The sequence below is a fragment of the Jeotgalibaca sp. A122 genome (assembly GCF_052266715.1).
GTDB lineage: Bacteria > Bacillota > Bacilli > Lactobacillales > Aerococcaceae > Jeotgalibaca.
In genome coordinates this window covers 311,246-332,162 of record NZ_JBQPRB010000002.1, presented here as the reverse complement: position 1 = coordinate 332,162, position 20,917 = coordinate 311,246, and the positions used below count along the sequence as shown (strand labels likewise).

20 protein-coding genes and 1 other annotated feature are annotated in these 20,917 nt (G+C 39.2%); of the genes, 2 read left to right on the top strand and 18 right to left on the bottom strand.

Translation table 11 applies throughout. The features are described 5' to 3' along the window. Positions 1–204: 204 nt before the first annotated feature. The 14 genes from ACTU7M_RS04260 to ACTU7M_RS04195 all read right to left on the bottom strand — a co-directional run bounded on the left by ACTU7M_RS04260 (position 205) and on the right by ACTU7M_RS04195 (position 13,705). Entirely contained in the window at positions 205–717 is a 513-nt protein-coding gene (locus ACTU7M_RS04260) for an adenine phosphoribosyltransferase (protein WP_443473128.1), read from the bottom strand. 27 nt (positions 718–744) lie between these two features. Then, complete coding sequence (gene recJ, locus ACTU7M_RS04255) at positions 745–3,060, bottom strand: single-stranded-DNA-specific exonuclease RecJ (protein ID WP_443473127.1); 2,316 nt, start codon at positions 3,058–3,060, stop codon at positions 745–747. 96 nt (positions 3,061–3,156) lie between these two features. Continuing rightward, positions 3,157–3,558, bottom strand: a complete 402-nt coding sequence (locus ACTU7M_RS04250; protein ID WP_443473126.1) for a LapA family protein — start codon at positions 3,556–3,558, stop codon at positions 3,157–3,159. Between the two features lie 24 nt (positions 3,559–3,582). Further along, positions 3,583–4,515 (bottom strand): ribonuclease Z, encoded by a 933-nt coding sequence (gene rnz, locus ACTU7M_RS04245; protein WP_443473140.1) that lies wholly within the window; start codon positions 4,513–4,515, stop codon positions 3,583–3,585. Positions 4,516–4,530: 15 nt separating this feature from the next. After that, complete coding sequence (gene obgE / locus ACTU7M_RS04240) at positions 4,531–5,838, bottom strand: GTPase ObgE (protein WP_443473125.1); 1,308 nt, start codon at positions 5,836–5,838, stop codon at positions 4,531–4,533. Between the two features lie 138 nt (positions 5,839–5,976). After that, entirely contained in the window at positions 5,977–8,040 is a 2,064-nt protein-coding gene (gene glyS, locus ACTU7M_RS04235) for a glycine--tRNA ligase subunit beta (RefSeq protein WP_443473124.1), read from the bottom strand. Then, positions 8,040–8,954 carry a glycine--tRNA ligase subunit alpha gene (gene glyQ / locus ACTU7M_RS04230; protein ID WP_443473123.1) on the bottom strand — a complete coding sequence of 305 codons (915 nt, stop codon included), beginning with the start codon at positions 8,952–8,954 and terminating at the stop codon, positions 8,040–8,042. The genes glyS and glyQ overlap by 1 nt, the downstream gene beginning before the upstream one ends. Positions 8,955–9,254: 300 nt before the next feature. Next, positions 9,255–10,052: a DNA repair protein RecO gene (recO, locus tag ACTU7M_RS04225; RefSeq protein ID WP_443473122.1), complete on the bottom strand. Its 798-nt coding sequence runs from the start codon at positions 10,050–10,052 to the stop codon at positions 9,255–9,257. Beyond that, positions 10,045–10,956: a GTPase Era gene (gene era, locus ACTU7M_RS04220; RefSeq protein WP_443473121.1), complete on the bottom strand. Its 912-nt coding sequence runs from the start codon at positions 10,954–10,956 to the stop codon at positions 10,045–10,047. Before era ends, recO begins: the two co-directional genes overlap by 8 nt. A 13-nt stretch (positions 10,957–10,969) precedes the next feature. Next, entirely contained in the window at positions 10,970–11,380 is a 411-nt protein-coding gene (locus tag ACTU7M_RS04215) for a diacylglycerol kinase family protein (RefSeq protein WP_443473139.1), read from the bottom strand. Then, positions 11,358–11,840, bottom strand: coding sequence for an rRNA maturation RNase YbeY (gene ybeY / locus ACTU7M_RS04210; RefSeq protein ID WP_443473138.1), 483 nt, complete (start codon positions 11,838–11,840; stop codon positions 11,358–11,360). The genes ACTU7M_RS04215 and ybeY overlap by 23 nt, the downstream gene beginning before the upstream one ends. Next, positions 11,840–12,820 carry a PhoH family protein gene (locus ACTU7M_RS04205; RefSeq protein WP_443473120.1) on the bottom strand — a complete coding sequence of 327 codons (981 nt, stop codon included), beginning with the start codon at positions 12,818–12,820 and terminating at the stop codon, positions 11,840–11,842. The genes ybeY and ACTU7M_RS04205 overlap by 1 nt, the downstream gene beginning before the upstream one ends. Before the next feature lie 153 nt (positions 12,821–12,973). Beyond that, positions 12,974–13,147, bottom strand: a complete 174-nt coding sequence (gene rpsU / locus ACTU7M_RS04200; protein WP_443473119.1) for a 30S ribosomal protein S21 — start codon at positions 13,145–13,147, stop codon at positions 12,974–12,976. A gap of 126 nt (positions 13,148–13,273) precedes the next feature. After that, a complete protein-coding gene (locus tag ACTU7M_RS04195; protein WP_443473118.1) occupies positions 13,274–13,705 on the bottom strand; it encodes a Fur family transcriptional regulator in 432 nt (143 codons plus the stop codon). Between the two features lie 85 nt (positions 13,706–13,790). Between ACTU7M_RS04195 and ACTU7M_RS04190 the strand changes: the two genes are divergently transcribed. Then, complete coding sequence (locus ACTU7M_RS04190) at positions 13,791–14,600, top strand: pyruvate, water dikinase regulatory protein (RefSeq protein WP_443473117.1); 810 nt, start codon at positions 13,791–13,793, stop codon at positions 14,598–14,600. Here the strand turns inward: ACTU7M_RS04190 and ACTU7M_RS04185 are convergent, their stop codons facing one another. From ACTU7M_RS04185 to hisS, 3 genes are all read right to left on the bottom strand, one after another. Continuing rightward, positions 14,601–15,494 (bottom strand): deoxyribonuclease IV, encoded by an 894-nt coding sequence (locus ACTU7M_RS04185; protein ID WP_443473116.1) that lies wholly within the window; start codon positions 15,492–15,494, stop codon positions 14,601–14,603. Positions 15,495–15,564: 70 nt separating this feature from the next. Next, positions 15,565–17,331: an aspartate--tRNA ligase gene (aspS, locus tag ACTU7M_RS04180; protein WP_443473115.1), complete on the bottom strand. Its 1,767-nt coding sequence runs from the start codon at positions 17,329–17,331 to the stop codon at positions 15,565–15,567. 24 nt (positions 17,332–17,355) lie between these two features. Then, positions 17,356–18,675: a histidine--tRNA ligase gene (gene hisS, locus ACTU7M_RS04175; protein ID WP_443473114.1), complete on the bottom strand. Its 1,320-nt coding sequence runs from the start codon at positions 18,673–18,675 to the stop codon at positions 17,356–17,358. A 69-nt stretch (positions 18,676–18,744) separates the two neighbouring features. Next, positions 18,745–18,948, bottom strand: a binding site (T-box leader). Positions 18,949–19,084: 136 nt separating this feature from the next. On the opposite strand from hisS, the gene ACTU7M_RS04170 reads away from it, so the two are divergent. Further along, complete coding sequence (locus tag ACTU7M_RS04170; protein ID WP_443473113.1) at positions 19,085–20,401, top strand: N-acetylmuramoyl-L-alanine amidase; 1,317 nt, start codon at positions 19,085–19,087, stop codon at positions 20,399–20,401. A gap of 53 nt (positions 20,402–20,454) precedes the next feature. On the opposite strand, the gene dtd is transcribed toward ACTU7M_RS04170, so the two are convergent. After that, a complete protein-coding gene (gene dtd, locus ACTU7M_RS04165) occupies positions 20,455–20,901 on the bottom strand; it encodes a D-aminoacyl-tRNA deacylase (protein ID WP_443473112.1) in 447 nt (148 codons plus the stop codon). Positions 20,902–20,917: the final 16 nt, after the last annotated feature.

Below are 20,917 nucleotides of genomic sequence, written 5' to 3'. Positions count from 1 at the left end.
GTATTTTTTTAATACAATGGGTTTGGGTCACGTGAATCCTCCTATTATTTGGTGTGGTAACTTAATTATAGGGGTTCACGGACCTTTTTTGTCGTTAAAAACAGAAAAAGGTGCCGGTGAATCATATTGATTCACCAACACCATTTATTATAGAGCCCTTTTTTCGCTAAAAAAGTTGGAACAAAAGCTCCAACTCCATATGAATTAGTATTCCATCAACGTTTTGATGTTGTAGTTTTTGATTTTTTCGCGACCGTTCAGATCCATTAATTCAATCAAGAAAGCTAAACCAACAACTTCTCCACCTAATTTTTCAATTAGTTCAACAGTTGCCAGCGTTGTGCCGCCAGTTGCTAGTAAATCATCACAGATTAAAACTTTTTCGCCTGGTTTAACAGCGTCAGAGTGCAATTGCAATGTTGCTTCGCCATACTCCAAACCGTAATCAACTTCAATTGTTTCACGAGGCAATTTACCTTTTTTACGGGCCATTGCAAAGCCACATCCTAAACCAACAGCAACCGGACATCCAACCATGAATCCTCGTGCTTCTGGACCCACTACTTTGTCAACACCCAAATCTTTTGCAAATTCAACGATTTCGTTTACTGCATAACGATATGCAGCACCATCTTGCATCAATGGAGAAATATCCCGGAAGATAATGCCTTTCTCAGGGAAATCGACTACATCAGCAATATAATTTTTTAAATCCATCATGTTTCCTCCTGTACGGAAAGTTTTTTATTTCTTCAACCAAATAGATAAATCAGCAAATGAACTATAAATGAACATTTTTTCTGATTGAATCTTTTTGTAACGTTTCTTATATACTTCTGTCTCCATCAATACCTGTTTCGGTGGACTAGGTACGGGATTAAGAACGCCGTAATCAATTGTAACAAATTTAGCTTCTAAAAACACCTGAATCACAAAAACCAAGAGATTCTTATCTATTTTTAAGAAAGCGGATAGTTCATCTAATTTTTCTTTGATAGCTATATCTTTTTTACTGTACAGATACTTGTAAACGCGAGCAAAGACCTCTTTAGTTGGCATTCCTTGAATCTGGATTAGGTCCACAGGATAAGCATAGATATAGTAATTATTGAAGGGATGATTTTTGAGGAATGTCTCTACATTATCTAAATCAGTTGGGCAATCTAAAATAACCAAGTTTGTTAAATCCTCAGAAAAGTCTGGGATGATATCATCACTTTCGAGGAGAACTGCCACCGATTCAGTTGGGAGGTGTTCACTCATCTTTTCAAAAAATTTATTGTTAAAGAATAAATAAACACTGTTCATGTGACTTAAAGATTTGGTATCAAATTTAGATTGACGAAAGTCAAAATACTGTACGGTATCAACTTTAACATCCTTCAATTGTAGTTGAGGTTTGGATATATCACGCCAAGTATTGATGCTCAGCTCCCCTATAGCAGATATCGCTGGTTGTCCATCGAGATGTTCAGCAAGTCCACCTTTATTAAACCCAATAACATCCAAAGAATCCGAACCGGATTGAAGCATTAATTTCAAATGCTTTTGGTCTGTTCCAATCTGTTTGACATTGGCAGCCGGAATGCGATCAAACCCAAAAACCGGTTTCGGATTGTCAGTTCCAAAAGGACGTAGTAAATTAACCTCTTTTAAGAAGTCAAGTGTGACATCACCCAATTCCAAGATATCATCCACTTGGATACTATCGCCTTTTAAAATTTCTGCATGAAAGGTTTGGGCATATTTATTGATACTTTCAGAAAAATCAGGAATTTTATCTGTACTCAGACTCATTCCAGCAGCCATTTTGTGTCCACCGAACTTCAACAAGTCAGCCGCACAATGAGATAATGCTTCAATGAGATGGAGGGCTTCTATGCTCCGTCCGGATCCTTTAGCAATACCGGTTGCTTTGTCAAAATGCAATAAAATAGTCGGCCGTCCCGTTTGTTCGACAATCCGACTTGCTACAATTCCTAAGACACCTTCGTGCCAATTCTCATCGTAAAGCACGATCACATCAGGTAATGATTCCCATTGTGCTACTTTTTGGACGGCAGATTCATAGATAGTGGAAACAATTTCTTGTCGCTTCGCATTCGTTTGTTGGATTGTTTCCACTAATGACATTAATTGGTCTTCATCGAACGACATTAACAATTCAACCCCGGGAGAAGCATCCCCCAGCCTACCAAGAGCATTCAGCCTTGGTCCAATCACGAATCCGATTGTGTCTTCATCGACTGAATCCACACTGACACCAGCTTTTTCAAATAACAAATGTAAGCCAATACGCTCGGTATTCTTTAGTGCTTGGATACCTTGCAACACAATCCAGCGATTCTCATCAGTTAAGCTCACTAAGTCACTGACAGTTCCGATTGCCGCTACGTCCATGAATTCATAAGGTACACGCTCGAATAAAGCAGCAATAACCTTCAAAGCAACGCCAGCTCCAGACAAATCTGCGAATGGATAGTTTCCCTCAGGATGTCGAGGATGAATAACACAATAGGCGTTTGGAAGTTTTTCAGGCAATTCGTGGTGATCCGTTATAATAACATCAACGTCAGCCTTCATTGCTATCTCGATTGCTTCGTGACCACTCACGCCGTTATCACAAGTGATAATGAGTTCGGTACCTTCTTCAACTAGTTTCTGAAAAACAGTCGTATTAGGTCCGTAGCCATCCTTAAAACGGTTTGGTAAATAGAAGGACACATTTCCGCCTAGAACCTCGATTGCTTCAACCAAAATGGTTGTACTCGTAATACCGTCAGCGTCATAATCCCCATAAACGACTATGGTTTCACCTTTTTCAATTGCACGTCTGATCCGATTAACTGCTTTTTCCATGTCATGCATCAAAAAAGGATCATGGAAAACTTTATCGGTTGGGTTTAGAAAGGCATTCAACTTTTCCTCTGTATCCAAACCGCGTTGAATACAGAGCTTAAGAAAGGCACCACTATAAGTCGTTTGTTGACGTAACGCACTTAATGGACTTTCATCAAACGGCTTTTCTTTTAAATTCCAATTTAGTCTTGCATTTAACAAATTCATAACTCCCTTTTAACAAGCATTAATAGAAACACGCCGACGACAAACGTTCGTAGGCGTGCTTAAGACTATTTGAAAACCATACAAGTAAAATTAAACATCTTGTTTAAAATCGTTGTAGGTTTTCGTTTGTTTTTCAGATTCGTATTGTTGAATAACAGTGTCTTTTTGAGCTATTGTTGCTTCTAATTCTTGAATACGCATTTCGTACTCTTTGTTGGCTCTTTTTACTGCTTCTTCAGTTTGGAATTCTTGATTATCAACTTTTTCGCGTAGTGATTTCAACTCTTTTTTTCCGTGTCTTACAGAAGATGACGACACAATAAGAGTCAAAATTGAGCCAAGTAATAATGAGATAACCATGACGATAATGAGTGGTGCACTCACTTCACCAAATCCGTAACTTATAGGTACCGAGTCCCCATTCAAAATTGCAAACGAGATAATAACAATTATAATCGTAATTCCTATCACTAACCGCCATTCATTTTTCATGAAAATCCCTTCCCATCCCTCAAATTAAATTTTGTCTAATTTAACATCAAATTCGTCGAAATCATTAACCAATTTTGTTTTTTTGAATACAGTTCGAGCATCGTCCTGCAATTGTTTTTGGTCTTTGCTTAAGTAACGTGAACTGATATGTGTCAAATAGAGTTGTTTAACCTGGGCTTCTTTGGCTACATGAGCTGCATCCATGCAGGTGGAGTGAAAATAGTCCCGGGCAATTTTTTGACTTTCTTTATCAAAGGTGGACTCGTGTATTAAAACATCTGCACCAAACGCTAATTCGATACTTTTTGGTGTAAAACGCGTGTCACCCAAAATAGTAATAATTCTTCCGGGACTAGCCTCTCCAATGTAATCACTGCCTTCAAAGATACGCCCGTCCTCTAAAGTAACCGTTTCACCATTCTTTAGCTTCCCATATACAGGTCCTTCAGGTACTTTATCTGCTTTTAATTTTTCTACTAAAAGCTCACCTGGATAATCCGCTTCTTGAATGCGATAGCCATAAGAAGTGATCCCATGCGCTAATTTTCCACATGTCACCGTAAAATGTTCATCCTCAAATACCACGCCTTCTTCCTCTATTTCATGGAAAAAGATAGGGTAGCGAAGATGTGATTGTGAAACGCGTAAACTGGTCAACACAAAATCCTTGATTCCTTTTGGCCCATAAACCGTCAAAGGCGTATCCCCACCTTGAAAGGCACGGCTACTTAAAAAACCAGGCAACCCGAAAATATGATCTCCATGTAAATGAGTGACAAATATTTTGGTAACTTTTCTAGGCTTCAAAGATGTTTTTAGAATCCTTTGTTGTGTACCTTCTCCGCAATCAAACAACCAAATTTCATTAATTTCATCTAACAATTTTAAAGCGATACTGCTCAAATTTCTGATTGTAGACGGAACACCTGCTCCTGTCCCTAAAAATTGTATTTTCAATTCAGACACTCATTTCTAGTCAACAAATTCAAACTCATAGTCCATAATCCGGACAATATCTCCATCTTGCGCGCCACGTGAGCGTAGCACTTCATCGATTCCCATACCACGTAATTGGCGGGCAAACCGCATCACACTTTCGTCATGAGCAAAGTTAGTCATCTTGAATAGTTTTTCAAGTTTTTCACCACTAAGTACCCACGTTGTATCTGGGTCTCTGGAGACAATAATCTCATCGCTCTCATCTTTAAGTTGATATAAAACTGAAGTTTCCAATTCTTCTTCATCAAATAATGGAAATTCTTCCGTTTTTTCAACTAGTTCAGCCGTGTAATTCAATAGAGGCTCCAAACCTTTATTTTGGTACGCTGATATTTCAAAAATTTTCGGTGCATTTTCTTCACCGTGTTTTTCAATAAGTTTCTTCCGGAATTCTTCAAGGTTCTCATCTGCACCTGGAACATCCATTTTATTCGCAACAATAACGGTCGGACGATCTAATAGACGCAGTTGATAACTTTCTAATTCTTTATTGATCGTTTCATAATCCTCAAAAGGATCACGACCTTCTGTTGCTCCCATATCTATGACGTGGAGAATAACACGAGTCCGTTCAATATGACGTAAGAATTGAATACCTAGACCAACCCCTTGAGAAGCACCTTCAATCAATCCAGGTAAATCTGCCATCCCGAATTGGATACCATTTGGAGCTTGAACCATCCCTAGGTTAGGAACAATTGTCGTGAAATGATATGCGCCAATTTTTGGTTTTGCTGAAGAAACGACTGAAAGGATGGTTGATTTCCCTACTGATGGGAAACCTACCAGACCTACATCAGCAATAACTTTCAATTCCAAATCTAAAACAAGTTCTTCACCGGGTTCGCCATTTTCAGCGATAGCTGGAGCAGGATTACGGTGCGTAGCAAATTTAATATTTCCACGACCGCCACGTCCACCTTTTGCAACAACGAGTTGCTGTCCAATTTCAGTCAAATCACCTAACAAGACTTGTGTCTCGGCATTTCGCACCACAGTTCCAGGAGGAACTTTTACGATTGTATCTTTTGCAGATTTTCCATACATCCCTTTACTCATCCCGTTCTCGCCGGGTTTACCACGAAAATGGCGATTGTAACGGAAATCTAATAACGTTCGTAAGCCACCATCGACTTCGAAAATGATGCTGCCGCCATGGCCACCGTCCCCGCCGGCCGGTCCTCCATCTGGTACATATTTTTCGCGCTTGTACGCAACCATCCCGTCCCCGCCTTTTCCAGCGATGACGTTGACTTGTGCGTGATCTAAAAACATTGACATAATAATGTCCTCTCATTTCTTATCTATTTATTAGCTATTCCTTTTGCTCATACCTAATTTACCATAATACCACAATTTCATAAAGAATATTCAATTACAAAATCGAAAGGCTGAGACATCCATCCCAGCCTTTAATCACTACTTCGTAATTAATTTCCGTACATCAGCCATTTGCAAAATGTATTGTCCTACATAAGCTAATGTATTCAAACGATTTTCTCTCAGCGAAATATCTTCTACCATAACCATGTTTTCATCGAAGTACGCTGTGATGTATGGTACTAAATCGCGTAAAGCCTGATATGCTTCTTCTACGGTCGCCGAATCCCAAACAGTAGCTAGATGATTACCTTGCGTATAAAGATTCTTCTCGCTAGACGTTTCAAGCAATTCTACCTTAACTTCGTATGGAGGCATTACTTTTTGAGATATATTGACGACACGTGCCAACGCTTCAATGACATCTTTATAATCAGCATCCGACTGATGCTCAGAAAGTGTTTGAGCCTGTTTAACAGTCATCATGATATCATCATTGTTTGCATGTAAAATGGCGTCTTGTATATCGTGGGAAATACCGTATGCTTGTAATTTTTGAAGAACGCGACTCTTCGTAAATGCGACAATCTCTTCCTTCAAATTAGTAATTTGCGCCCCATCACTTAACCCATAAATACTTCTCAAGGCATTATCAAGCACTTCTCCAAATGAGAATGACCAGCCATTCGCTTCAATGATTTGAACGATTCCCATGGTCTGACGACGTAATGCATAGGGGTCATTTGAACCCGTAGGTATCATGCCTTGCTTGAAGAAACTGATGACACTGTCGAATTTATCAGAAATTGCCAATATGGATCCTATTAGTGATTGAGGAACTGCTCCATCACTGGATAGTGGCAAATAATGCTCACGAATTGCAACTGCTACTTCAGGTTTTTCACCGGCCATGAGCGCGTATTTTTCACCCATTGCACCTTGTAGTTCAGGGAATTCAGAAACCATATTGCTGACTAAATCAAACTTATAAATATTCGCAGCCCTTTGTAACATTTCTTTTTGTTCTTCATCCAAGCCAACCATTTCAGCGATAATCTGGCTTAATTGTGCGGTGTTAGCCATCTTTTGTGCAAGCGAACCAATTTTAGCATGGAAAGAAACGGATGCTAACTTATCGACTGCAGAAGCAATAGCCATTTTCTTGTCTTCTTCATAAAAGAATAGAGCGTCTTCTAAACGGGCCGTCAATACTTTACGGTTCCCTTTTTTCACATTTTCAATATGATTCGCATCACCATTACGCACACCGATAAAATAAGGTAATAATTTACCAGTTTGATCGGTCACTTCAAAATAACGTTGATGACCCTTCATGGAAGTAATCAAAACTTCTTCTGGTAGTTCCAAGTATCTCTCATCAAAATCTCCAGCAAAAGCTGTTGGATACTCTACCAAGGAGACAACCTCTTCCATCAATGTATCATCTTCAGGGATAATCCAACCATTCTCCTGTTCCAGAACCACGAATTGTTTTTGGATCATTTCTTTTCGTTCTTCGAGATTTGCAATTACAAATTGTTCTTGTAATTTTTCTGCATAGTTGTCAGCATGATCGATGATAGCGTCCTGCCCCAAGAAGCGATGGCCACGCGAAATATTATCAGCCTTTACTCCCAGGAAAGAACATGGTACGACATCACTTCCAAACATAACCACAAACCAGTGAACAGGACGGATAAATTCAAACGTAGTTTTCCCCCAATGCATCGATACAGGAAAATTCATTGCTCCTACAACTTCAGGAATAGCTTTTAATACTTCTGCTACCGCAATCCCGGTGATTTCTTTTTTGGCATAAACATATTCCACGTCTTTGATAGATTCAAAATATAAATCTTCGGTAGAAACGCCTTGTCCTCTAGCAAAACCTTGTGCTGCCTTTGTCCAATTGCCATCAGCGTCCAACGCATTTTTTTTAGCGGGACCCTTAGCATTTTCAATAATATCCTCTTGCTTTTCAGCAACATCCTTAATCTGTACCGCTAAACGTCTTGGTGTTGCAAAAACCTGTACTTCACCAAATTTGATGCGGTTCTCTTTCAAGAAACGAGTAAGACGCTCTTGTAATTGTTCACTGCTGGAACGAACAAATCTTGCGGGTACTTCTTCTAAACCAATTTCTACTAATAATGTTTCAGTCATTATGCTTCCTCCTTCAACAAGCGTTCACGTTCACTCTCATCAAGAAGCGGATAACCCAGCTCTTTTCTCTTATCTACGAAAGCAACCGCAAGCTTACGAGCCATGTTACGGATGCGAGCGAGGAATCCTGCTCGATCAGTCGCCGAAACCATTCCACGAGCATCGAGGAGGTTAAAGGCATGCGAACATTTTAATACATAATCATAGGCTGGGTGAACCAAACCATTTTCAATTTGTTTCAATGCTTCATCGTTATAGGATTCAAATAGAATAAACAATAATTCTGGATTGCTTTCCTCGAATGAATATTTAGAATGTTCATACTCTGGTTGGTAGAAAATTTCCCCATATTTAACGCCTTCAGTCCAATCGAGATCGTAGACACTTTCAACATCTTGAATGTAGGAAGCCAAGCGTTCAATCCCGTATGTTAATTCACTCGTAACAGGGTAACAATCCAAACCGCCAACTTGTTGGAAATAAGTAAACTGGGTAATTTCCATTCCATCCAACCAGACTTCCCAGCCTAGACCGGCGCAGCCAAGTGAAGGGTTTTCCCAGTTATCTTCAACAAAGCGGATATCATGTTCCAAAGGATTTATACCTAAAGCTTCCAAACTCTTTAGATAAAGTTCCTGGATGTTACTTGGTGAAGGCTTCATCACAACTTGAAATTGATGGTGTTGGTAGAGACGGTTGGGATTGTCTCCATAACGACCATCGGCTGGTCGGCGAGACGGTTCAACATAAGCCGCGTTCCATGGTTCTGGACCAATTGCACGGAGGAATGTATAAGGGCTCATCGTACCGGCACCCTTTTCTGTATCATAGGCATTTAATAAGAGGCACCCTTGTTCTGCCCAATAATTTTGAAGTATTTGAATCATTTTCTGAACAGTCACTTTTTCTTCCATGATTTTTTCTCCTTTGTAGTCGTTTTCTGCAGATAGGCATAAAAAGACTCGTCCCTATGCTGCACGTTTGCAACATAGGGACGAGTCTAAACTCGCGGTTCCACCCTATTTCTGGTTTAACCAGCTCTTCTTTCGTAAAACTCGGATGTGCCTTTCCTGGTCGGCTGGCATCATTTGGCTCCCACTAACCCAAACTCGCTTGGATGCACTATCTCGACAGTACTCTCATCGTCAACGTTTCTATTGCATATATATTTTATAGTAAACACTCTTAAATTCAAAGTCAAGCTAAATTCAGGCTTAAGGTTCATTTTTTTTCTTGATCAAGTTGGTGAGAGCATTTTCCCATTCAAACATTTGGTCAATGTAAGATTTACTTTTTAAGCGGATGCCGACATATTCGTCATAGAGGAAATCAATGAATTCACGAATGGCTTTCTTATTGTCTTCACGAATTGAAATGTCCTCAACTTGTTCAGGTTTTATACCCAGAAAAAGACGCGAGAAATAAATGGCAGCAGGATTGATATGCAGTCGGTGAGGATCTTCATGATAATGTTGACTGCACAGAACTCCTGAATATTTAGTTGAAAAATCAAAAGGTTCTTTTTGACTTCCACATACGCGACAGGAGTCTAACTGAAGGTGTACCCCAAAATACCGTAGTATATTCATTTCAAAGATATTTACGATGATTTCTGCATCCATTCCCTCATTCATGGACCGTAAACTTTGTAAAAGAAGTGTAAACAGTTCACGATTTACCAAGCGGTCTTCAATCGCCGCATCACTAAGATTGGCCAAATATGTGGCATAAGCATTTAAATGAATATCTTCATGGATTTTCCTGAAAATGTGACTGTCTTTATAGTCACTGACAAAGCATAACCCATCTTCATTGATTGTTCCCTCAAATGTAGAATAGGTAAAAGGCAACAAGGATGACTTCAACGCATGATTTGATTTGTAATGATTGCGAATAAAGAACATGCGCTTGCCATGTTCTAAAGTAAACATTTTGACAAGCGCATCTTTTTCTTTATGTTTTCGCACCGAAATAACAATTGCGTCAAATGTTTTACTTTGATTATTAGTCATAATCTTTTTGACGGTAGCCATAATCTTGTAAATTAGATTGTTTGTCACGCCAATCGCGTTGTACTTTAACCCAAAGTTCCAAGAATATCTTATCGCCCAACATCGCTTCAATATCGCGTCGAGCTCTTGTACCGATTTCCTTCAACATTTTACCACCCTTGCCGATAATGATTCCTTTTTGGCTGGAACGATCGACAATGATTGTTGCATGAACATGGACTTTGTTGTCTTCATTTCTCTGCATGGACTCTACCTTTACCGCTACAGAATGCGGAATTTCATCATGAGTGAGTTGCAAAACTTTTTCCCTGATAAATTCAGATACAACAAAGTACTCCGGATGGTCCGTCACCTGATCGGCTGGATAGTATTGCGGTCCTTCTGGTAAATAAGACTGTATTGTTTTCAACAATTCCTGAATGTTATTTCCATTTTTCGCGGAAATAGGAACAACTTCATCAAATTCTTGGTCACTTGTGTAATCAGTGATAATTTCAAGAAGTTTCTCTGGATGAATTTTATCAATTTTATTGATGATTAAAAACTTGGGAGTTTTAACATTAGCCAAACGTTCCATGATGAAATTATCTCCACCACCACGTTGTTCCTCTGCATTCACCATAAATAAAACAATATCTACTTCTTTAAAAGTACTATAGGCACTTTTTAACATAAAATCATTCAAACGATGCTTTGGCTTGTGAATCCCCGGTGTATCAATAAAAACCATTTGAGCTGTGTCTGTCGTAATGACTCCCTGGATCTTATTACGGGTAGTTTGTGGTGTATCACTCATGATAGCCACTTTTTGTCCAACAATCTGGTTTAGTAAGGTTGATTTCCCCACGTTTGGTCTTCCGATGATGGAAATAAAACCTGACTTGAATGGTTCCTTTTTATTCATTTAATCGTCCCCTTTAAAAGGCTAGCTCTATTAGTTTTGGTAAAAATATGATGGCAGCAATCACCACTGTGAAAAAAGCTGTAACCAACACTGCCCCAGCAGCAATGTCTTTTGCTTTTTTGGCCAATGGGTGATATTCATAGTTAGTGACCATGTCGACCACCGTTTCAATAATGGTATTTAAAAATTCCATAATAATGACCAAAAAGACACACAAGACTATGACAATCCATTCAACGCGACTGATACCCAATAAGACCCCTGCGAGTAATGGGATTGAACCAAATGCCACATGATGCCTAAGATTTCTTTCTTCGCACCAAATAGTTTTGACACCATCCCAGGCATGATGGAATGATTTTAAGAATTGTGTGTTTTTCCATATATTTACTTGCTTGCTGTTATTCTTCTCTTTTGAGTCCATAAGCATCTAAAATCTCTTTCTGCAGTCCAAACATTTCTTTTTCTTCTTCCGGATCCATATGATCATATCCATTCAGATGCAAGAAGCCATGCAAAGCCAGAAATCCTAACTCCCTTTCAAAACTATGCTGGAAGCTTTCTGCTTGTTCTGCGGTTTTATCTACGGAAATAATTATATCTCCTAAATTATAAGGGAATGCATCTCCCAAACTCTCTAAATTGATTGGCATATCATCATCAGACTCATCATTTAGAGCAAAGCTAATAACATCGGTCGCCTGATCTTTATGACGATATTCGCGATTAATCTCCCGAATCCGTTCATTATCAACAAAGGTAATGGATAATTCAGTGTTTAGCGGCAATTCAAGAAACGTTGCAGCAAATTGAATTACATCTTCCACGAGTTTGGTATGAGACTCCGCTACAGTGTTTGTTTCATCAAACATGTCTATTTCAATCATAATTGATCCTTCTCTTTCTTATCATATGCTTGGATAATTCGCGCAACAACTGGATGACGGACAACATCTTGGGCATCAAAGGAAACAAATTCAATTTCAGATATTCCTTTTAGCTTATTCTCAGCATCAATCAGACCTGATTTCACGCCCCGTGGTAAATCTATTTGTGTTTTGTCTCCATTCACTATCATTTTGGAACCAAAACCCAGTCGTGTTAAGAACATCTTCATCTGTGCAACAGTTGTATTTTGGGCTTCATCTAAAATTACGAAAGCATCGTCTAGAGTCCGTCCACGCATATAGGCGAGAGGTGCTATTTCAATGACGCCTCGTTCCATCAAACGGGTTGTATGTTCAACTCCATAAATAGCGTATAACGCGTCATACACTGGGCGGAGATAAGGATCAACCTTTTCTTTAAGATCTCCTGGCAGGAATCCGAGGTTTTCACCCGCTTCAACAGCCGGACGTGTCAAAATAATTTTTTGGACTTGCCCTTTCTTTAAAGCTTGTACTGCCATAACAACTGCCAAGAACGTTTTCCCAGTTCCAGCTGGACCTATCCCAAATACGATATCATTTCTCTTAACAGCCTCGTAGTAAACCTTTTGACCAACGTTCTTAGCCCTGATAACTTTGCCGGTGTACGTTTTGCTGATTTCTTCATCATACAAATTGGAAAAGAAGTTGGAGCTTCCTCTTTGTGCCATTTGGATTGCTGTTACAATATCACTTTGGGAAATAGAGATGCCTTTTTGTATCAACTCAACTAGTTGCAGAATCAACGATTTTGTAACAGTCGTATTATCTTCTGTCCCTTTGATCTCTATTTTTGTTCCCCGTGAATTGATGATGATGTCTAGTGCTTCTTCCAGTAATAAAATATTTTTATCTTGCGAACCTAAAAGTTGCGGCAAAGCAGAAGCATCTTCTAATTCGATTTCAATCGTTACTGGATAATGCTCATTTTCAGTCAAATATCGTTACACTCCCCATGAAAATAAATTTTCTATATTTTATTTTATTATAGCATAGTCTGTCCTGTGTTTTTAAGTGTTATATCTAATCTCGGAGCATAAGAAAAAGCTAAGACATTTATAGTCTTAGCTTTTATAAAAATATGTAAACAATTAGAATTTACGTTTTCTAGCTGCCTCAGATTTTTTCTTACGTTTTACACTTGGTTTTTCATAAAATTCACGTTTACGTGCTTCTTGAAGAGTACCAGTCTTGGAAACAGTCTTTTTAAAGCGACGAAGAGCATCGTCAAGAGATTCGTTTTTTTTGACAACTGTTTTGGACATTAAAATTCCCTCCCTCCGAGCGTTAAAAGTAACCGTCCCATTATTATTTAAATAATTAAATCATAATGAAATTGTTCTTTGGATATTATACCACAGGTACAACCTTTTGCAATATTTATTATGAAATTATTTGTTCTTTTCTACACAGTGATCACAAATCCCAAATATTTCAAAACGATGCGACTTCAATTGGCAGTTTATGAGTTGTTGTTCAAAGAAGTCCATTGGGCACATTTCCAGTTGAATGCTTCTTCCGCAATCCTCACATATAAAGTGATGATGATGGTGACCGTCGTGCAAGCAAGACATTCGAAACAATTTTTCATTATTCAATTCGGTCGTTTCCAAAATCCCAATGTCTACAAAGGTATATAAGTTCCTATAAATCGTGTCAAAACTTATGTTGGGATAGCGCGTATCCATTTTTTTCTGAACATTTTTAGCTGATAGATAGCGGTCCTCATCAACAAACAAACGAATTAAATCGATTCGTTTTTGCGTATGCTTCAGTCCATTCTCTTTCAGCTTTTCAAGTGATTCTTCTAATGGCATATGCATGTAAATCCCCCTTTCACTGTTAATTAAAAGCTTACTATAGTATATTTAAATTATAATTTGATTAATCAGAAAATGAGGTATAACAATGAATCAAGAGTCTATTCATTTTTTTATAATTTCCGATTCCGTGGGAGAAACTGCCCGAAAAGTACTTCAAGCCGTTTTATCTCAGTTCCCAACTGTCAATGCTGTTTTGCACCCTTATCCTTTTATCAGAAATGCGGAAGATTTGCAAGAAATTTTGCTGGAAGCCAAGGCAAAAGAGGGAATTATTATCCATACATTAGTAGTTGATGATTTAAGCAACCAAACAGCCGAATTTTGTGATAAAGAAAATTTAAGATGCCATGATATTTTAAGAAGCTTGGTAGATGACATCTCTATACAGACAAAAGAAAAGCCCACAAAACGTGCTGGAGCTTTACACCGCCTTGATGATGAATACTTCAATCGTATCAGTGCCATTGAATTTGCGGTGAAATATGATGATGGAAAAGATGCAAAAGGCCTTCTCGAAGCCGATTTGGTACTATTAGGCATCTCTCGTACTTCTAAAACGCCACTTTCAATGTTTCTTGCTAATAAAAATGTTAAAGTCGCCAATTTGCCCATATTACCGGAAGCTTCTATTCCTGAAGAATTATGGGAAGTTAACCCCAAAAAAATTGTTGGTTTAACAAATAACATTGAAACTTTGACAAATTTCCGCCGTGAACGGATGTTGGCTTATGGACTTCCAGCGGAAACTGTTTATACAAATTCTGCCCGCATCCAGGAAGAGATTGACTTCGCCATGGATCTCTATCAAAAATTGGGCTGTTCGGTCATAAATGTAGCCCATCGTTCAATCGAAGAAACTGCGGAAATTATCCTGCAAAATATTTTGGCTGACTAATCATGAGTTCAGAATATCTGCCATTAGATTAGGATTCAATTTTTGTGTTTTAAACATCTCTATTTCAAATTTGTAAGGTGCTTTTTTATTTTTCTTGTCTTCCCCTACATATGGCGTTTCCAATATTTTTGGCAAATCAACCAATTGTGGGTGGTGGACTATTTTGTTTAGTGCTTCAAAACCAATATAGCCTTGACCAATATTAGCGTGTCGGTCTTTGTGAGCCCCTAATTCGTTTTTTGAATCATTGATATGGATGACTTTTAGACGATCCAGTCCTATGATCCGATCAAATTCTTCTAACACGCCATCGAAATCATCCTGAACATTATAGCCAGCGTCGTGTATATGACAAGTATCCAACGTCACGGACAATTTTTCATTATGTGTCACACCAGCTATGATAGCTGCCAATTCTTCAAATGTCCGCCCAATTTCCGTGCCTTTACCCGCCATCGTTTCCAAAGCAATTTGAGCAGTTTGATTTGTTTCCAACACTTCATTCAAACCTTTGATAATTTGAGCAATTCCTTTTTCTGAACCGGCCCCTACATGTGAACCAGGGTGCATCGTGATTTGTTTGGCGCCTAGCGCCTGTGCTCTCACTATTTCTTCGCGCAGAAAACCAATGGCGAACTCAAAATGATCAGGTTTTTCAGTATTGCCTAAATTAATAATATAAGGTGCATGGACAATTAATTCCACTAAGCCATTATCTGCCATAAATTCCATTCCCGCTGGAATATTCATATCATCTATATTTTTTCGACGTGTATTTTGAGGTGCGCCTGTGTATATCATGAAAGTTGATGATCCGTAAGAAAAAGCTTCTTCCGCTGAACCTAATAACATTTTCTTTCCACCCATTGAAACATGTGAACCAATTTTTAACATACTAAATTCCTCCAATAAATTAGGGCTCTATATTACGATTGTAACATAGAGCCCTTTTTTATATTAGTCTTTAGTCTTCAACCGTTAGGCGCAGACTCAATTCATTTAATTGTTGACCACTGACTTCTGATGGAGCATGCGTCATTGGATCAAATGCTTTACCGTTTTTAGGGAAGGCAATGACTTCACGAATATTGTTTTCTCCCGCTAAAATCATAACCAAACGATCTAAACCAAGTGCTAAACCACCATGTGGCGGGAAGCCATAATCAAATGCTCCTAACAAGAAGCCAAATTGTTCTTCCGCTTCTTCAGGCGTGAACCCTAGAACACCAAACATTTTTTCTTGCATTTCACGTGTATTGATTCGTAGCGAACCACCACCGATTTCATAACCGTTCAAGACAATATCATAAGCTTGAGCACGGACTTGTTCTGGGTGTTCAGCCATTAACGCTACGTCTTCTTCTTTAGGACGCGTGAATGGATGGTGAAGGGCTACATAACGCTTCTCATCTTCATCGTATTCAAGAAGTGGCCAGTCAACAACCCACAGGAAATCCAATTTCGATTGGTCGATCATATCGAATTCTCGACCGAATTTCAATCGTAATTCTCCTAGTGATTGGGCTACTATCTCTTTCTTATCTGCTACAAACATCAGTAAATCTCCCGGTGCAGCATCCATAGCTGCAATAAGCGCATCACTATCGTCAGCAAAGAACTTAGCAACAGCACCATTCAAACCTTCTTCTGTTACTTTTACCCATGCAAGGCCTTTGGCACCATATTGTTTGATGTAGTCGGTCAAGCCATCCATATCTTTACGGGAGTAGTTATCAGCTTTACCTTTTAAGTTCAAGCCTTTAACCTGTCCGCCATTTGCCAAGGCCTGTTTGAAGACATTGAAGCTTGTATGTTCAGCAAACTCTTGTAAATCAATCAACTCTAAACCAAAACGTGTATCCGGTTTGTCAGATCCAAAACGGTTCATCGCTTCATCATATGACATACGAGGGAATGGCACAGGTATATCAAGTCCCAATGTATCTTTGACGACTTTCTGCATCATACCTTCAGTAAGTGTTTGAATTTCTTCAGCTGATAGGAAGCTTGTTTCCAAGTCAACTTGCGTGAATTCTGGTTGTCTGTCGCCACGTAAATCTTCATCACGGAAACAACGTACGATTTGGTAATAACGGTCAATTCCTGCTCCCATCAAAAGTTGTTTGAATAATTGTGGGGATTGGGGCAAAGCATAAAAGCTACCAGGATAAACACGTGATGGGACGACATAGTCACGTGCCCCTTCAGGCGTTGACTTCGTCAAATAAGGTGTTTCAATATCCATGAATGCAGCCTCATCCAAATAATTACGGATAGCGTGCGTCGTTTTGTGGCGTAATTTTAAGTTATTCAACATTCTTTCTTTACGCAAATCCAGATAGCGATACTTCATACGAAGCTCATCAGTGACTGGTTGGTCATCATCGATTGTAAAAGGCGGCGTTTTAGCTTTAGCCAGAATTTTGGCATCCGTTACATCCAATTCGATGGTTCCTGTTTTAATATTCGGGTTAATTTGATCTTCTTCCCGTTTTACGACTTTACCAGTCGCTTCGATAATGTATTCATGGCGCATGCTTTCAGCTAATTCGAATAGCTTTGCGTCTTTTTCTTGATTGAATACAATCTGCATAATTCCTTCACGGTCACGTAAATGGATGAAAATTAATCCACCTAAATCACGACGGCGGTTAATCCATCCTTTTACAGTAATTTCTTGGCCGATGTATTCTTCTTTAACAAGGCCACAATATTCAGTTCTTTTACTCATTTCATTCACTCCTTAATTCTGGGGTTACTCTTTGCCGAAAAACTCTTCAAAAGCTGTCATATCGGCTGTGCTAGTATTATAAACTGTTTCAAAGTTTGCATAGATATCAGCAAATGATACAGAAATTTCTTTTCCGCTGGACATTACTTTAAGCTTAGCTGTTTGTTTAGCTAATTCATCGTCACCGATTGTAATAACGACTTTTGCCCCATTGCGCGAAGCGGTACGGAATTGGGCTTTTACTTTACGGTCCATGTAATCCCGGTCACATGAATAACCAGCAGAACGAATGGCTTGCGCCATTTTCAATGTGACTACGTTCGTATTTTCACCCATGCCAACAATATATACATCCAGTTCTGATAATTCAGGGATTTCGATTTCTTGTTTTTGGATCATTAAAACCAAACGTTCCAAACCTAGGCCGAATCCAAAACCAGGATCACTCGGGCCGCCGATTTCTTCAATCAGACCGTCATAGCGACCACCACCACAGATAGTCGTTTCAGCTCCGAACACTTTAGATGTAGTCATAATTTCGAAAATAGTATCTTGATAATAATCTAATCCCCGAACCATGTTGCTGTCGATTTCAAATGGAATATTTAACTCTTTTAGCATTAACTGGACAGCATCAAAGTGAGCCTGTGATTCTTCAGATAAGAAATCTAGAATACTTGGCGCTCCAACTATGATTTCTTTATCGCGTTTGTCTTTACTGTCTAATACCCGAAGCGGATTTTGATGGAGACGTGTTTTGGAATCTTCACTCAAATCATCAAAATGTGGCTCCAGAAAGGCAATTAAAGCTTCACGGAATTTTAAACGTTCTTCTTTACGGCCCAACGAATTAATGACGAGCTTGATGTCCTTTACGCCAATTTCTTTCAACAAATCCCAGGCAAGCGCCATTGTTTCAACGTCCACTGCAGGGTTTGTACTTCCAATCACTTCTACACCAAGTTGGTGAAATTGACGACTACGACCACTCTGCGGACGTTCGTAACGGAACATCGGGCTTAAGTAATACAATTTCATCGGTTTCGGAAACTCTGGTCCGTATAATTTATTTTCAACATAGGCACGTACGATTGGTGCTGTCCCTTCAGGTTTAAGGGCCAATTGACGATTGGCTTTATCTTCGAAGACATACATCTCCTTGGAGACAATGTCACTCGTATCTCCCACACTACGCGAGAATAAATCGTAGCTTTCAAACATCGGTGTCCGAATTTCAGAAAATTGATAATCGTGCATCAAAATTCTTGCGGTTTCTTCGATATAGTGCCAGATTTTCATTTCATCCAGAAAAATATCGGCTGTTCCTTTCGGCTTTTGGATCATATCTATCTCTCCTTAATCATACTTTTCATTTTCCATTTTTTCATAAAAAAATAGCCCTTCTCCCACACGGGAAAGGACGTTTCGAGGACGCGGTACCACCTTTGTTCGAGAGCTTTTGCTCTCCTCTTGCAAGTAACGCCTGCAGCGTGGTAGCTTTTAACTACCAATCCTCCGACCTGTCTTTCAAAAAAATTCTATGGAATAAGCTTTCAGCCACGGCTCACTCTCTCTAGGCAATCAAATTAATTCTACTTCGGTCTTCATCGGAAAAATAATAAACTAAAGATACAAGATTTGTATCTTTTTGTCAAGGTAAAATGAAGTTGCATTTTCTTTGAAAAGATTTTGCATATCAATTCTAAGATTTGCTATAATAATGGTTAGATATATGATGTGAAGGGGGTCGAAAATGAAACCGTTACAAATAGGTCGCAACACCATACTTATATTGCTTGTTATTTTCTTTATGGGCTTAGGTTCTTTGGGAACGGTAGCGCTGGCAAATTACACGAATGTTATTGTTGAAGCGAGCACAGTCAACGTTAGACTTGGCCCTGGCCTCGGTTACGATATTTTGACACAAGTCCAAGGTGGCACAGTGGTTAACATTTTAACGGAGGAAAATGAGTGGTATAAGGTGCGTATGGATGATGGTCGGATCGGCTGGATTGCAAGTTGGCTTATCAACAACACCGAAGTTGCAGCCTCACAAAACCTGGTTGCTACCGTAAACGAAAATTCCGTAAATGTTAGATCGGAAAATAATGAAGAGGCTGAGATTGTTGGAACTGCTAATACAGGTGAAACGTTCACCCTTCTTTACGAAGAAAACGGCTGGAGTCAAATCCATTACAATAATCAAGCAGCATGGGTATTATCTGAACTTGTTACTATAACAGCTGGTACATTACCAGCCGAAAGTGAAATGACATCAAGTGATAATATGATAACTGATATGAATGGAAATGTTACTGTTTTACAGGATAGCGTTAACGTCCGTTCTGGCCCTACCCTTCAGGATGCCATTATCGAAGTTGCTTCTGCTGGAGATGTCTACACATACGTTGCTGCTAGCGGTGATTTCGTTGAAGTCCTAACAGCAGATGGACAAACAGGTTATGTGGCAAATTGGCTTGTAGAAAATCAATCATCAATCGGCCAACAACCTGTCCCGGCGATTACAACAACATTGTCAGAAGCTACAATCGTCATCGACCCTGGACATGGTGGGGCTGACCCTGGTGCTATAGGTGATTATCTTTATGAAAAACAAGCCACCATGGATACAGCAAATATAATCGCCAAAAAATTAGAAGCTGTTGGCGCTAATGTTATCCTGACAAGAACGGGTGATGATTCTATTTCCTTAGAAGAGCGTGCTTATATCAGTAACAGTCATAGTGCTGATTTGTTTATCAGTATTCACTATGATTCCACACCGGAAGGCGTCTATGCTACAGGAACCACCACTTACTACTACGCAGACTCTGATAACTATATTGCGGAGCTGGTAAATGATGAACTAGGCAGTAATTTGCCTTTGGAAAATAATGGGACACGCTTCGGAAATTATCTCGTTCTTCGAGAAAATGCCCAGCCAGCTCTTTTATTGGAACTTGGGTATATGAGTAATCCGGACGATGTTGCGGCATTTAATGCTCCTTACTACCAAGAATTGGTTGCAGACAGTATCCTTAATGCTTTAACTGAATATTTTAATCGATAAAAAACACGCTGAAATCAGATTTTGATTTCAGCGTGTTTTTTCGTTGCCGACACTTATTTGTTTTTGCTGTCTATTAAGATGGTAACAGGACCATCGTTTATCAAATGCACCTGCATATGCGCTCCAAACTTTCCAGTCTGAACCTCAAATCCTTCAGCCCTTAAAGTAGCGTTTAATTTCTCATAGAGGGCATCCCCCACTTCGGGATCAGCTGCTTCGATAAAACTCGGGCGGTTACCTTTTTTGGTATTGGCTAGAAGAGTAAACTGTGAAATTGAAAGAATAGCACCGCCCACATCTTTCAATGCTAGGTTCATCTTCCCCTGTTTATCTTCAAACACTCTTAAATTTGCAATTTTTCTTGCTAAATATGCGACATCCGTTTCATCGTCTTCCTGCCCTACTCCCACCAGTAGCATAAAGCCTTTGTCTATTGAACCAAGAATTTTCCCATCTACTGAAACGGAAGCTTCTGATACTTTTTGAATGACTACACGCATCTAATTTCCTCCACGA